Consider the following 14,640-nt stretch of genomic DNA (forward strand, 5'->3'; position numbering starts at 1 on the left):
AAGAATGAACATTTATATAAAAACATCCCTGCTGATTAACCAATAAATTACATCACAGCATAGCAAAAAGGACGCCTTTTTTTGTGGAATCATTTGTACCATCAAATGACTCTGTAACAGAAAGAGGCGACCTCATGTGAAGGTCTAAAATGCTTCCAAATCTTATTCAATCCGTACTTCTCGAGGAAGACTTTGTGATTCGTCTAACTGATAATATGATTATTCTCTTACTTACTTGTTCTCCATGCAAGGATACCCGCGTTCATACTCTTACAAGCCTCTAATGCTACTTCTGACGTATTGAGCTCATCCCCCCAAGCGATGTAGTAACGGAATTCATAGAATCCACCTAGTGTCGCCTTAAAGTTCGTTTCCCAATAATTATTCATGGGCCATGAATAGAGATGGGCTGGATCATGCGCGAGTCCAGGGTGTCCGCTCAATAGTCGATCCTCATAGTCTAAGGAGCCGAGTTGGATGAGAGGTGTATCTGGCATCGCAATGGCAACACCACGTGTGTCACGGACAAAAGCTACACCTTCATCGACACAATAGAAATCTGCTAAGGATCCAGGCAATTGATCAATTCGTGGACGTAAGGCTGCGCCTGTCTTTTCTATCCACAGCGCATCTTGCCCAGCAGCGGGAGCACTCCCAAACGGAAGTGAAATGTACACATTTTCTGGATCCCATACACTTTCCTTATGCATGCGTACGGCTACATCAGCACGTGCGCGATCACCGTATACGGTGACGAGTAAGGAATAGTGACTGCAACCATTCACGCGATATGTCAATTGAACTTTTCCATAAAGGGCACCCTTTTCAACGATATTGACATCAACTAATGCTCCGACAGAGGTTATTGCATCAGCGCCTCTACGATTACGTCCCATCTTACGGCGTACATCATACATGCCAAATTCATTAGGTGCTTCTGTTACGTTGTAGACAGGGGAGAATGCATTGTGATTACGATCAGACCGCAGTAAATCTTGTTGACTGCTCTTGTCAAACCACTTCGTAATCCCTGCCCCGAGTTCCCATTCGATTCGAACGAAAGGTGACTCGATAAATTTAGGCGTCACATGTAGCTTCGGTGGAACCGGAGGAATAATATCCAGCATGCGATCGGATCCAACATAATCGGTTCGATATGCTGTTACGGGCGGATGCTCTTCGATTGCCTTAATCGTCAATTGTACCTTTTGATTAGGCTGCAAAGTTACTGGAATTGTAATGACGACCCCGCGGTGTCCCGTCACCATTTGAGCTTCGTAGACGGTTCCAGTCACTTCATCGATCACTTCAAAGCCATTTTTCAGCTCTGTAATGTACCAGCCCTCCATAATTAATTGGGCATAATCGGTTTGTATAAATTCACTTGGGTTATGCAATTCAAATTTCATAGGACGATCTGGTCCTAATAGTGCATCTCCTTGTGCCTCAAGGATATCGTATAATGCGGTATGGGCAAGTGAACTCGCATTTGCGGCATAAGCTTCTTTACGACAGCCCAGCTCTTGTACGAATGGGTTCCAAGGTTCTGTCACAGAGGAATGGTATCCCCATGTATGTTCAGCAAATAAAGCCAACTCGTATTCAATCGCCTCAAGCCGCACTTGGTCAACAATCTCACGGGTAGGATCTAATTGCTTCACTTTCGTGTACACGCGTTGCGCCTCTCGGAAGATCTGAACATGCATCGGAGTAGTAGCTGAGCCATCTGTCCACCAATCCGGCCAATCTCCTCGAAAGGTCTCGATCTCATCCGGATGCTCGTTCGCATATGCTCTTAAATCTGTAAAGAAATCATCCAGTGTCGCTGGTTGAATCAAGATCCGATCACCATGCAACGCATTCCAATGGTTTACAAAATCCATTAATGCGGCATTCGGTGAGCCATTATCTGTAGGGAGCCCAGATACCATGACAGGTACTAACGGGAAGGTATAGCCATCTTCAACTAATTGCTCTAAATATCGATCAAACCGCGCTTCAGCGACTTCCAAGGACACGCCTTTTCGCACGTCATGCTCATCACGAATCGTATAGGAACCTCCTATACCAGGAATCAAGCCGAGGTCATTTCCGAACATATAATGCTCGCCACTCCACGTTAGAATTCGATCACCTTTTGGTGTTTCCCACCAGAATGGAATTTGTTTCTTCCATAATGGAAACATGGAGTGATGTGTATGAATACAGGTTATTAAATTCTCGATACCAGCATCGGCCAAGACTTGACTATATCCCCAACCAAAGCCAGTGATGTCTGCAGTCATAGCAGAACGTACGGGGAATTGAATCGATTGACCATAGTCAGTAATCCGTTGAATCATGACGGAGAGCATCTCTTGATTTAATTGCTCGCCGAAATTGAGATAGGTTCCAGATAGACCGATATAGCCTTTTTGTACCGCTTGCGCGAATTCTTCTTTTTCTGTTGGTGTCGCTTTTAAGAGGAAGGATTCAACAGGCCAGAACGTTTCGCATACCCATTTGTAGCCCTTCCAATCTAGGCGAGCACCGCTTTCGATGTCACGTACAATTTGTAACGCTTGCCGAATGTAATTGACATGATACTGCCGGATTTTCTCTTGACGTTCTGTATAGCCAACATCCGTATGGGAATGTTGAATGACGTAAATTTTCCATGGTTTGTGGGTGTTCATTGTAAAGCTCCTCTCAGGTATTTTATGATTAAAGATGAGATTGGAATTTCAGCTTGAAGCGGAATAACGCATCTTCTTCGTACCAAGCCTGGAAATTTGTACCCCAGACATTGTTGTGTAAATTGACATGCATTCCTCCAGTAAGTGAAGCAAATGTATGATCAAATTGCACAAGCCGTGGTTCTCCAGGAGATACGAGCGCGGCATCTAATGTCGTGATATCCACTTGACCGTCCGCTGCCGCATAATACATGCCCTGATCTACCGCATGCAGATTGCGATTTCCCCCTTTAACAACGTCTAGTGGGGAAGTGAGTTGTCCGATTTTATCAAGCTTCCATTGATTTGGATTATTGACGATCGGATTGAAGCTCATCCATGCTGCTTCTGGGAGGCGATATGCATCCTTATGGAACCATTGAAGCTTACATTCTACGGTAGCAGTGTGCTTCTTAAATATATATTCGATGGTCAACTCTCGTGGAGCACCCATTCCTTCACTAGCTGCTCTAGGCATCTTTAACGTAGCAAGGACAACATCCTGTTCTTCTCCACATAATGCTTGCAAGGATAATAGTTTGGGTTTCGTCACGGTATGCATTATCCATTCTTTCGTCAGATCCATACCTGGTTTCCCGAAATCTCCGGTTGCCCATACATGCGTATTTTTCCATCGCACGTGATATTCACGGTACCAACGATCATAATCCGCTTGGGAGAAAGTCTCATATGAGAATAATCCGATCGGGTTGTTCGGCCCAGCCCACTCTCGATTACGTTGGTCTAGCAAACTGATAATAGAACCGTTATCCTCAAACACGACCTCAAAGTCTCCTAAAGTATAGGATTGATCCGTGTACAGGATTGTCGCATCCGCATTAGCAATCTGTGGACGAACCGGTCGTAATGCGGCTAGAGCAGCTCGTGCTTCGATCTGACGTTTTACGCCCAGAGTAGATACGGCATTTTCTAAATATTCCCTTTGCTCTTGCCAAGACTGCTCCATGAGACTAAATGAGCGGGCACTAAGCTTCTCCACGGCTTCCACGCCGAACATCTCGATCATTTCAGCGCGTGAATTTTTTTCGTAAAAACGATATTCAAGTGGGTTTAAGTTCACATCAACCTTGTCTCGAGCTCGTGCTTGCTGAAAATCTTCCTTATCATAATGAATGTAATCTGCCAGATAACGCTTAATATCTACACCCCACGTATGCTCAGGAATCATAATTAATTCATCGCAGAAGTTGTGATATTCCTCGTCGGCTGCAGCAAGAGATCCTTCTAGTAGCCATTTACTCTTTAAGCGAAGTAGTTCACGATAACAAGCTAATTTGTAGGGATCAGTCGAAGATCCATGGATCCAGCTATCCCCAATCTCTTCTTCGACGATCGGTAACGTATCACGAATGGCCCATACCTTCTCCGCATATTGATCCAACGTGGATGCTCTGATATCCGCATGTGGATAGGCCTCACGAAGTTGAGTGAATTCCGCTTTAATTTGTTCAACGGTGGAAGGACCATGATTATCATGCGTATGAGCAAAGTATAAAACATCATTCAAGCCTTCTGTTTCGAAGGTTGTTCCATAATCTTTACTATATTGAACGACGATTTCAGAACCATCTGGATTTCTCCACAAAAACATCTCAGGAACATGAGGAACATGGCTTGATGGGTTTACACCTAAATGAAGATACTTCATACCCGCCTTGGCCATATGTGTAATCAGCGCACGTGTATGACCAGGGACATCCGTCATTTTGGCTGCAATGGTGTGGATACCAAAGCGTTGGTCAAGACGTGTGGCCATTTGAATACCGTAATCTAGAAGCTCGGCATCGTATAATTCGGTATAGGTCGTGAAAGGGAGGCCATGCCATCTTAAATAGCCTTTTGCAATAGCTTCCTCTACTTGCTGTTTCTCCTCGGTTGTTCCATGTTTGAGTAAGTGATGAATTAACCAAGAACCCGTTGTCCAAATAAAAGAACCTTGATCAGGATGTTCATCAAAGTACTGTGCTGTTGTGATCGCACTTGGGAAAAATAGTTTCATATAACGATCAGTAACATGTTTAGCGAGATCGGTATATCCGATATCTAAATGTGTCTTGAATACAACATGGATCTGTGGTGTGCTGTGTGGCACGTTTATCACTCCTTATTCGTGTTTACGCTTTCAGTTTAAAACAATTTATATCATTTGACTTTTCAATTTGTATCTAATAGGATCAGAAACATAAATGAGCAAAAATACGATTCGGAGTAAGCTAATGTGATCAAAAGAGAGGCAGCGTGTATACGATGACAGACGCTATAAAGAGTGAACGCTGGGTATATTTAATCGATTGGGAAGAGGGTCCTGCAGCCCATGTTAAAGATCTGATCCTTCTGGGATACGACCATTTCAGTAGAGCCATGCCTTTGACAAATCACGTGCACGAAGATGCTTATGAGTTTGTATATATGGAGCAAGGAACCGCAGTGTGGGAAGTTAATGGACAATTTCACCCAACGAGCGCACAGCATATCATTTATACACGACCTGGTGAACGTCACCGTGCTAGTTTTGATTATATTGGGCCATGTAGGATCTGGTGGATCATCGTTCGTGATCCGCTGCAGCATGGTCATTGGTTCGGACTGGATGATGCTGAACGCCAAGTATTTGCACAATGGATACATCGCTGTCCTCGTATTCAGTTGGTTAGCAAGGAAATCGTAGATTATTTCAAAAGGGTCCAACAGTTAATTAACCAGCAGGATACAGAGCTTGTGGAATTTCAGATTCGTCATGGAGTTCTGGAAATTCTACAACGCATTTTGCATAACACTCCACTCAAAGCGCAGTCGCATGATATGCACGCGTATACGCTGGAGCTTAAGACAAGACTGGAACAGAATCCATCTGAACGCTATACGATAGGACAGCTTGCGTCGGAGATTGGTTTAAGTGAGTCGCACTTTTACCGTATATTTCGTGAAATGAACGGACAATCACCAACAGCGTTTATGGATCGGATTCGAATGGACTGTGCTTGTCGTATGTTAGAGGAATCGAAGGTGAGCATAACGGATGTTGCTATGGAGCTTGGGTTTAAGACGAGCCAACATTTCGCGACGGTCTTCAAGAAATTAATTGGTGTAACGCCGAAGGCATGGCGCACACATTCGAAAGTCTGCAATTAAGTATTGAATTTCTGTAAGATGCATCTTATAATGAACTTAAATCTAATATCTGATATTTCAGTTTTAACTTGAATCAATTGGAGTTGTCCTATGAATGTAAAAATTGAACGACTAGATTTAAATGAGCAAGTGTACCAAATTTTGAAGAATCAAATCCTTACGCGGGAATATAAAGGTGGTGCACGACTGGATCTCAATGATTTAAGTGAGAAGATGGGGGTTAGTAAAACTCCTGTGAAGCTTGCGATCCATCGATTGGCGAATGATGGACTTATTGAAGTCGTATCACGGTCAGGTACCTATGTGAGTCAATTAACGAGTGGGCGAATCGCTGAAGTGATGGATGCTCGCATCATGATTGAGAAATGGTGCATAGAACACCTATCGCAGGAAGATCGTGAGCATCTTGTTACGAAATTAACAGAGTTTGTGGAGCGTGCAAGTACCCATCTGAATAGTCCCCAATTTTTGTATGAACAATTTCTAGAAGCAGATGTTCTGTTTCATAAAGCTATTGTGACGATGAGCCATAATCAGTTAATTCTAAATCAATATGAGCTCTTAAATAGCTTTCTGTATATTTCACGTATATTTCATTTCCAGAACTTCGATCGATCTAATGAAGGTTTGCTAGAGCACGAGCAGATTATTGAGGAAATAAAGCAAGATCGCCTGGAACAAGCGACTCATTTACTCGTGTCGCACTTGGAGAAGAGTAAGAAACACATGATGTTTCTAATAGAAGAGAATGGTGGGGCTATCTAAACTGACTGGTATTTCCTGCACAAACGCTATTCGTTCTTAAAAGGACGACGTAGTCGTTTATGCTTGTTTAAACTGATATTTCAGATTTTAGATTGGATGATCTAACCAATCATGTAAAGGAGCAAAAGAAATGCGATTAGGTATTGGTTTATATCGTCATATGTTACATACAGATTATTATCGATTTGCGAAACAGGCAGGCTGTGAGGCGGTTGTTGTCCATCTCGTAAATTATTATGGAGATATTGATGATGAGGGACTTCCTTCAACAGATGGGCAACGAAATTATGGTGTAGCACGCTTAAATGACCCAATCTGGGAATATGAGAATCTTGTGAAATTAAAAGAAGAGCTCAATCAAGAAGGACTTGAATTCGCAGCGATTGAAAATTTTAATCCATCGGATTGGTATGATGTGTTACTTGCTGGCCCAAAACGAGACGAACAAATTGAACAGATTAAGCAGATCATCCGGAATGTAGGTCGAGCAGGGATTCCTGTAATTGGATATAACTTCAGTATTGCTGGTGTGTGGGGACATATTCAAAAGCCATCTGCACGAGGAGGAGCGCTAACATCGACGTTTCTTCCTGACAGCAATGAGTTAAATCATCCAATCCCACTGGGCCAGGTGTGGAATATGACGTATGACGCGAGTTTGTTAGATAAGGGATATCTCCCACCAACCTCGGAGCAAGAAATATGGGATCGTTTGGCCTATTTTCTAGAACGTGTTCTACCTGTTGCGGAAGAAGCTGGGGTTAAATTAGCATTACATCCAGATGATCCGCCGATGCCGCAAATCCGTCAGCATGCTCGATTAGTGAATGAGCCTGATAAATATCAGAAAATGATAGACCTTGTTCCTAGCCAAAGTAATTCGATTGAGTTCTGTATGGGCTCTATTCAAGAAATGGTGAGTGGAGATGTGTATGAAGCGATTGATCAATATGCTTCACAGGATAAAATTTCATATGTTCATTTTCGTAATGTTAAAGGGAAGGTGCCTCATTACACAGAGGTTTTTGTCGATGAAGGTGATATTGATATGTTGAAAGCATTACGTGTATTGAAGAAGCATCAGTTTACAGGTGTACTTATACCCGACCATACGCCACTAATGACTTGTGATGCGCCTTGGCATGCGGGGATGGCGTATGCGTTAGGTTATATGCGTGCCATTATGCGTCAAGTTGAACAAGAATAAGAGCATAAATATTATAGAAAAGGGATGAATCTTATGAAAAATCAAGCCTATTTAGATCAATTGCAAGAAAAACTATATTCTGCCGTCATATCTGATATTTTGGATAGTCTAGAGCTACGTAATCAGGCATTACCACAGCATATTCGTCCCCTAGACCCGGATATGGTCGTATGCGGTTACGCCAAAACAGTCCAAGTAGCAGACGTCTATCGAAAACCGGCTCAAGCCTATAAAAAGCAAATTGAAGTGCTAGATGGTATGCAGCCTGGTGAAGTTTTTGTTGGTGATGTCGGGGGTTCCGAGCGCTCTGCCTTCTTCGGTGAGTTAATGTCCGCAGCTACGAAGGTGGCTGGAGGTAGAGGTGCTGTTATTGATGGCCTGTGCCGTGATGTAAAGAAAATCAAACAACTAGGCTTCCCTGTGTTTGTAAAAGGGACGCGTCCAACCGATTCTTATGCCCGCAATGAGGTGATTGATTTTGATGTACCGATCAAAATTGGTGACGTACAGATACAGCCAGGTGATCTTATTTTCGGAGATATAGATGGTATTGTTGTCGTTCCGAAGGATGTCGAGGATGAAGTCATTGCAAAAGCATTCGAGAAGGTGAACGGAGAGAATATGGTTCGTGAGCATATTTTGAAGGGGATGAAAGTTTCCGAGGTATTTGAGAAGTTCGGGATCCTGTAATATGGACATTCGAACCATTTCAAACCCTGGTCACATGGACGTGTTACAGGTCGTGGGAGACGGATTAATCGTAGAGTTTCTGCCAGAGAAAGGTGGAGATATCTATAAAATTTGTATTGATCGTACGAATATATTATGGGAAAGCCCTTGGGGAATCTCCAAGCTAGGGAATCGCATCGATTTCTGTCATACGTCCAAGGAGCGCTGGTTACAAAGCTACCCGGGGGGCTGGCAAATTTTATTCCCCAATGCAGGGGATGATAGCTATAACTATGGAGTTATGCATAATTTTCACGGCGAGGCTTGTCAGGTACCCTGGACATATAAGCTCGGAGAAGTAACGGATACAAAGGTTCAGATTATATTCTCCACACTACTCTATAAATCACCTTTTGCGATGGAGCGAATTGTAACGATAGACCAAGTAGAGCAGTGCATTGAGTTGAAGGAATCCGTTACGAATCAGGGGCAGCAAGCTTTGTATGCCGAATGGGGACAGCATATCGCGTTCGGTGCGCCATTCATTGGACCTGGAACACGGCTTGAAGCACCTGCGAGATCGGTCGAATCGTATGAGCGGGATTCGGAATTATCTCGTTTGAAAAAAGGTGTATTTTCATGGCCGATCGAAGATATGGGTTGTGATCTAGGACATGTCCCTTCAGGAAAGGCTACAGATTTTGCGATTCTAAAAGAGTTGACGATGGGATGCTATACGATTATAAATGATAAAATGGATTTACGTGTTCGTGTAGAATGGGATGTAGACACGATGCCAAACCTGTGGTTGTGGCAAGAATTTAATGGTCTTCAAGACTATCCATTCTACGGGGCCTGTTATGTCATGGGTGTAGAACCAAATTCGGCTTCACATGAAGCGGGGTTACAGGAATCGATCCAACGTGGTGAAGCCATTGTGATCAAGGCGCAGCAGACAAAGTCATTTGCATTGAAATTATCATGGAGTAGCTCGATGAATGGAAGTCATGCGACGTAGTGTAAGGAGATGTTCCTATGTTTGACGATTTACAGGGAAAGGTATTTATTGTCACAGGTGCAGCGCAAGGCATTGGTAGAGGGATCGCGCTTCGCTTGGGCAAAGAAAAATGTAAAGTCGTTATCAATTTTACGAGTGATCAAAGTAAAGCTTTAGCCGAGGAAGCGATTGCGCTCATTGAAGCCTCAGGCGGGCAAGCTGTTGCGTGCCAAGGTGATGTAGGACAAGTGGATACCGCCAATAAATTAGTTGATGTGGCGGTAGGTCATTTCGGAACATTACATGGAATTGTTAATAATGCAGGGGTACAGTCTCAATATCCATCGGAGCAATTACCTATAGATGAGTGGAATCGGATCATGGATGTGAATCTGCGCGGAACATTCCTAGGGTGCCAAGAAACGATTAAATATCTCCTGAAGAAAGATATGCAGGGAAGTATTGTGAATGTATCGAGCGTGCATCAACAGATTCCTAAGCCTCAATATGTACATTATGCTTCGTCCAAAGGTGGGTTAAAGCTACTAACTGAATCATTAGCACGTGAATATGCCGATCGAGGAATTCGGATTAATGCCGTTGCTCCTGGAGCGATTGATACGCCTATGAACGGTAAATTACTCAGTGATCCGCAGATTACTGAACAAATATTGAACAAAATTCCTTCACGTCAAATTGGAACACCGGAACAAATTGCTGCACCTGTAGCTTGGTTACTGTCTCAAGAAGCAAGCTATGTGACGGGAGTTACGATATTTGCTGATGGTGGAATGGTCCTGTATCCGTAGAGTATTTGATGAATATGGATGTGAAAAAGAGGCTGTCCCAAAAGCCATAGAAATGGCTACTTGGGACAGCTTTGATTTTATCTAGGATTAACGTCATTTTTCAAAGGAGCGATTTTTATTTAATTTAATCCTCCAACCTTTTCTTTAACATCTGTTCATCGTCTTTAACATAATTGCACTGTTCACACTTTTTAATCGCAGCGTTATTCCTTCTACCAGTCAGAACCTTCATACTATTGATTTTACCACTTATCTCTGCTACGGCAACCAATTCGTTAGTCTAGAAAGTTCTTCAGCATCGGTTAAAGATGCTAACCTCACCTTACTTGGAATGATGCTTCTGCCAAGTATTTAACTGCGCTTGAATGGCTTTGCGTACGTCGTCAATACCTGCTTCGTGCAACTCTTGATTGAATTTGGGCAGAAAGGTATCTACATCGACGCTGCCGGTCATGAGAATCGGATAATATTTATTCCAGACGATTTCGATCTCATCGACTTGCTCAGATAGCGAGGAAAGGTCTGGATTAAAGCCGAGTACTTTAGATTCCACCACTTTAGCATTGTACGCTCTGTATTGTTCCCATTTATCTAGCGGATCAGGATATTTTCCACCAAGTGTTTTTAAGATAAACCAATTGCCTTGTGTATACTGTATCCCAGTATAATTTGGTGAAACGAGGACAACCTGGCCCACTTTGTTTAAATTGTAATGGACTCCTTCGATCCCATAGTTGAATAAATTACGTAATTCGGGATCGGTATTTAATAAATTTAGAAATTTAATACTTTCCTCCGGATGCTTCGTATTTGCATTTACAGTCATCATGCCACCAAGAACGGATTCTGTCGTTGCCACTTCTTGTGTTACCGGATGAGCGATCACTTGATAGCCCAGATCCTTACTCCAAACACTCTCGGATAGCGGGCCTCCGCTTGCGGATTTCCAGAAAACTTTCAACCCGCGTTGTAGTGAACTTGGTTCACGCAGCGCAGCATCTTTATTAATGAAACCAAGTTGATAGTATCGTCGAACGGTCTTTAAAATTTGTTTGGCTTCATCCGTTTCGAAAATATTGACGATCGAAGCATTTGATTGTGTCGATTGAATCATTAACGGAATTTTATAGTTCGTTATATATTCATATCCATACATCTTAAAGAAATTATGAGCATCCCGGTTAAATTCCATGGGCAAGTAATCGGGCTCATTTATTTGAATCATACGTAACAGTGGCTCTAGCGATTCTAGCGTGTTGTATTTCGTAATATCAATGTGATATTTCTTTACAAGATCAGCGGGATACATCCAATGCTCAACTACGGCTAATTCTTTATTCGTCGGTATGCCGTAAATGCTGCCATCAGGTAAACGGACACCTTTCCAGAAGATTGGATCTATTGCATTATACATGTCCTTGCCTTGGTTCATTAAATAGTCATTCAGCTTCAACCACTTTCCCTGTTTTGCATACGTAGAGTAATCCGGCGCAAAGGCAATATCAAAGGGGGTATCGGATGAAATAATTGTATTTAATCGGCTATCGTATTCTTGCCAGCCAATTTTGTTATAGGTGATCGTAATGCCGATTTTACGCAAAAGGACTTCATTTATTTTGTCATTCACCTTACGTAGATCATTGTCCGGCTCGCCGATCGTATAATAAATAAGGTTAACGGGCGTTTCATTATTAGATATTGGAGCCTCTGTATGTTTGGTGCAACCGATTAATTGAATGATTAGTAATAGAAAAAGGCCAAAGATAAACCAACGTTTATACATGACATGCATCTCCTTGACTCGTTCTTGGTAGCAAATCGTTGTCTAACTTTTTTAGCGCAGATCGGAAGGAGATTTTCCGTAATAGCTATGGAAATGTGTGTAGAAATAATTCATATTATTATATCCGACTGAACATGCGATCCAATGGATTTTCTCATTCGTGGTCTGGATAAGCTCTTTAGCACGTTGCATGCGATACAGCATTAAATATTCGGAAAGCTTCATATTCGTTTCTTTAATGAACAATTGCCCGAGATAGGTGCTATTCATTTGAAAACGATCGGCGACAGATTTTAAGGTAATATTCTGATTAAAATCTTCTCTGACCATGAGCAAAATGCGATTTACTAGCTTCGATAACGAATCGTAAGGAACACCCATGACTGGATCCAAGTGGGCAGTGCTCGTCTGTGGATCCCCAATGCTACCATGAAGATCGTCAACAATTATTTTCTCGATAACTTGCTGGAGCTTTTCTTTCTCTAATGGCTTTAATAAATAATCTTTGACCCCACATCGGATAGCCTGTTGAGCGTAGCTAAAATCACTATACCCGCTCATAATTATATATTTCGTAGGAAGTTGAACTTCATTGAGTTGTCGAATGGCATCATAACCAAGATTTTTACCAATACATACATCAAAAATAGCGATATCAGGAATTAATTGTACGGCTCTGGATACAGCAGCATCCGTCGAAACACAGGTTTCGACATAATCAAATCCATAGTGCTTCCAATCTAGAATTCGTTTCATGCCTTCTAAAATTTGTGGCTCGTCATCAACGATTAAAAGTTTGTACATCTCTAGTCACCTCTTTAGAAATCTGTACAGAAATCCTTACGCCTGCTTCATCATTGTTCTCAATGTGCATTGAAAAACCTTCATCATAGTAAAAGCTTAATCTTGCATAAACATTATATAAACCAATACTCTTGGTCGATATTTCATGTTTACTAGACAGTATTCGTCGTATATCGGCTAAGCGTTCTTCCTCAATCCACACCCCGTTATCAATAAATTCCAATCTGTAGTAATGCTCATCTTCGCTACCCTTGACGACAAATAAATTAAATTCTTTCTCTTTGTCAAAGCCATGAATGAAAAAGTTCTCCGCCAAAGGCTGCATCCAAAATTTAATGGTGGGTACATCGAGTAACGAATCTTCCATATCAATTTGGTAATAAAAGTGGTCAGGATACTTGAACTCCATAATTTTTAAATATTTTTCGAGTAGCTCTAACTCGCTTCCAATAGAGATAATGTTCTCTTTTTTTACCATTTCACGATAAAGGGCACCTAAGGTAGCAATCGCATCGGCTGTATGCGCATCTTGATTGACTAATGCGGTAGAACGAATGACCTCCAAGGTGTTATATAGAAAATGAGGATTAATTTGATGCTGTAGCGCTTTCATTTCAGCTTCTTGCTGTTTCAATTTTAGCAAATATTCATTACGAATATGTTTATCTAACTTGTGAATCATGTCATCCACTTCACGTGCAATCATACCATATTCATTTCGACGATAGCGTGCAGGTTTGTTTGGAGTGAAGTTCGCTGTCTTCACGCGTTTTATAGACTGAATAATACGGTGCAGGAATCGTGCGTCATCTCGCAGGTTATAGACAACGAGTAAAAGAACACAGGTCATGGCTGTTAAAATAACTAGAAATAATAAAATAAGCGTAGACGCATGCTGCTGAACCAATACCTTTAATTCAATGGTGCTAACAAACTTATAATTAAATTTGGTAGATGGAAAAGTGACATAGAAAATGGGAGACATCCAGTTTTTTAGTATTACACCATGCGTATTTTTATTGGCAATGGCCTGCTGAATGATCTGCTCAGACATTGTATTGTCGTTGCCAATCAGATACACTTCTCCTGATTCATTAATCGCTGCTGCATGGCCAAGCTGATAATTATTAACGATGCTAAAAATTCGCTCACTGCTAATTTGAAAGCGAATTTCGGCGGAACCCTCCGCAAGCTGAAGCAATTTTTTGCGATATACAAACCCCCGTTGATTATTCTCAGTAAACATAAGATCATCATTGGATAGACCAAACTGGAAGTGGGGAATGCCATTACTATTAAAGTCTATAACATTGCCTTGCTTCACTGTATGAACACTAATTTGTGTAATATCTCCTTGCGCCCAATTGTACAGATAAGTTTTCACATCTTCAGGAAAAGAGATAAGCGGTCGTTGATTGAATGTACTGTTCTTTAATCGTTTAGTAAGATACTCATCAATGGTTGGACTTAGAAAATAGCTAGCATCGTTCATCAAATCTTGATTTGAATAAATACGCTGCATATAAGCTTCAATACGATCTGCGTCATTCTGTAAGTTGTTCTCTGTGCGAGAAAAGGCATTTGCAGCCTCGATGCGGGCATTACCAACGGACTGATTGATGACGATGGCACTGGTTAGTGCCCCTAACGTCAGTCCGATTAACAGAATGAATATCACATAGGTCCAAAATTTACTACGATAAATTTTAATGCGTAGAAACGTATTCATGTGGCACCTC

Annotated in this window: 11 protein-coding genes; 6 read left to right on the forward strand and 5 right to left on the reverse strand. The window is 41.8% G+C overall.

The window, feature by feature from the left end; genetic code table 11:
* Positions 1–227: 227 nt before the first annotated feature.
* Positions 228–2,675 (reverse strand): glycoside hydrolase family 38 N-terminal domain-containing protein, encoded by a 2,448-nt coding sequence (locus tag MKX35_RS15465; RefSeq protein ID WP_076300564.1) that lies wholly within the window; start codon positions 2,673–2,675, stop codon positions 228–230.
* 28 nt (positions 2,676–2,703) lie between these two features.
* Entirely contained in the window at positions 2,704–4,827 is a 2,124-nt protein-coding gene (locus tag MKX35_RS15470; RefSeq protein WP_076286270.1) for a DUF5054 domain-containing protein, read from the reverse strand.
* A gap of 155 nt (positions 4,828–4,982) precedes the next feature.
* On the opposite strand from MKX35_RS15470, the gene MKX35_RS15475 reads away from it, so the two are divergent.
* From MKX35_RS15475 to MKX35_RS15500, 6 genes are all read left to right on the forward strand, one after another.
* Positions 4,983–5,867 carry an AraC family transcriptional regulator gene (locus tag MKX35_RS15475; RefSeq protein ID WP_076300565.1) on the forward strand — a complete coding sequence of 295 codons (885 nt, stop codon included), beginning with the start codon at positions 4,983–4,985 and terminating at the stop codon, positions 5,865–5,867.
* Between the two features lie 90 nt (positions 5,868–5,957).
* Positions 5,958–6,632 carry a GntR family transcriptional regulator gene (locus MKX35_RS15480; RefSeq protein WP_076286268.1) on the forward strand — a complete coding sequence of 225 codons (675 nt, stop codon included), beginning with the start codon at positions 5,958–5,960 and terminating at the stop codon, positions 6,630–6,632.
* A gap of 130 nt (positions 6,633–6,762) precedes the next feature.
* Entirely contained in the window at positions 6,763–7,839 is a 1,077-nt protein-coding gene (locus MKX35_RS15485) for a mannonate dehydratase (RefSeq protein WP_076300566.1), read from the forward strand.
* A 33-nt stretch (positions 7,840–7,872) separates the two neighbouring features.
* Positions 7,873–8,529, forward strand: a complete 657-nt coding sequence (locus MKX35_RS15490; RefSeq protein WP_179086738.1) for an RraA family protein — start codon at positions 7,873–7,875, stop codon at positions 8,527–8,529.
* A gap of 1 nt (position 8,530) precedes the next feature.
* A complete protein-coding gene (locus MKX35_RS15495; RefSeq protein ID WP_076300568.1) occupies positions 8,531–9,526 on the forward strand; it encodes a DUF4432 family protein in 996 nt (331 codons plus the stop codon).
* Positions 9,527–9,543: 17 nt separating this feature from the next.
* Positions 9,544–10,314 (forward strand): glucose 1-dehydrogenase, encoded by a 771-nt coding sequence (locus MKX35_RS15500; protein ID WP_076286264.1) that lies wholly within the window; start codon positions 9,544–9,546, stop codon positions 10,312–10,314.
* A gap of 322 nt (positions 10,315–10,636) precedes the next feature.
* Here the strand turns inward: MKX35_RS15500 and MKX35_RS15505 are convergent, their stop codons facing one another.
* Genes MKX35_RS15505 through MKX35_RS15515 form a run of 3 tightly spaced genes read right to left on the reverse strand, consistent with a single transcriptional unit; the run spans position 10,637 to position 14,630 of the window.
* Positions 10,637–12,097, reverse strand: a complete 1,461-nt coding sequence (locus tag MKX35_RS15505) for an ABC transporter substrate-binding protein (RefSeq protein ID WP_256716385.1) — start codon at positions 12,095–12,097, stop codon at positions 10,637–10,639.
* Between the two features lie 51 nt (positions 12,098–12,148).
* Positions 12,149–12,901 carry a response regulator transcription factor gene (locus MKX35_RS15510; protein WP_076286262.1) on the reverse strand — a complete coding sequence of 251 codons (753 nt, stop codon included), beginning with the start codon at positions 12,899–12,901 and terminating at the stop codon, positions 12,149–12,151.
* A complete protein-coding gene (locus MKX35_RS15515; protein WP_076286261.1) occupies positions 12,879–14,630 on the reverse strand; it encodes a sensor histidine kinase in 1,752 nt (583 codons plus the stop codon). The genes MKX35_RS15510 and MKX35_RS15515 overlap by 23 nt, the downstream gene beginning before the upstream one ends.
* Positions 14,631–14,640 lie beyond the last annotated feature (10 nt).

Origin of the sequence: Paenibacillus sp. FSL R5-0923 (assembly GCF_038009145.1) — a bacterium.
Lineage (GTDB): Bacteria > Bacillota > Bacilli > Paenibacillales > Paenibacillaceae > Paenibacillus_AQ.

Coding starts and splice junctions, on each gene's coding strand:
- MKX35_RS15465 (WP_076300564.1), bottom strand. CDS start 2,675: ATGAACACCCACAAACCATGGAAAATTTACGTCATTCAACATTCCCAT.
- MKX35_RS15475 (WP_076300565.1), top strand. CDS start 4,983: ATGACAGACGCTATAAAGAGTGAACGCTGGGTATATTTAATCGATTGG.
- MKX35_RS15480 (WP_076286268.1), top strand. CDS start 5,958: ATGAATGTAAAAATTGAACGACTAGATTTAAATGAGCAAGTGTACCAA.
- MKX35_RS15485 (WP_076300566.1), top strand. CDS start 6,763: ATGCGATTAGGTATTGGTTTATATCGTCATATGTTACATACAGATTAT.
- MKX35_RS15490 (WP_179086738.1), top strand. CDS start 7,873: ATGAAAAATCAAGCCTATTTAGATCAATTGCAAGAAAAACTATATTCT.
- MKX35_RS15495 (WP_076300568.1), top strand. CDS start 8,531: ATGGACATTCGAACCATTTCAAACCCTGGTCACATGGACGTGTTACAG.
- MKX35_RS15500 (WP_076286264.1), top strand. CDS start 9,544: ATGTTTGACGATTTACAGGGAAAGGTATTTATTGTCACAGGTGCAGCG.
- MKX35_RS15505 (WP_256716385.1), bottom strand. CDS start 12,097: ATGTATAAACGTTGGTTTATCTTTGGCCTTTTTCTATTACTAATCATT.
- MKX35_RS15510 (WP_076286262.1), bottom strand. CDS start 12,901: ATGTACAAACTTTTAATCGTTGATGACGAGCCACAAATTTTAGAAGGC.
- MKX35_RS15515 (WP_076286261.1), bottom strand. CDS start 14,630: ATGAATACGTTTCTACGCATTAAAATTTATCGTAGTAAATTTTGGACC.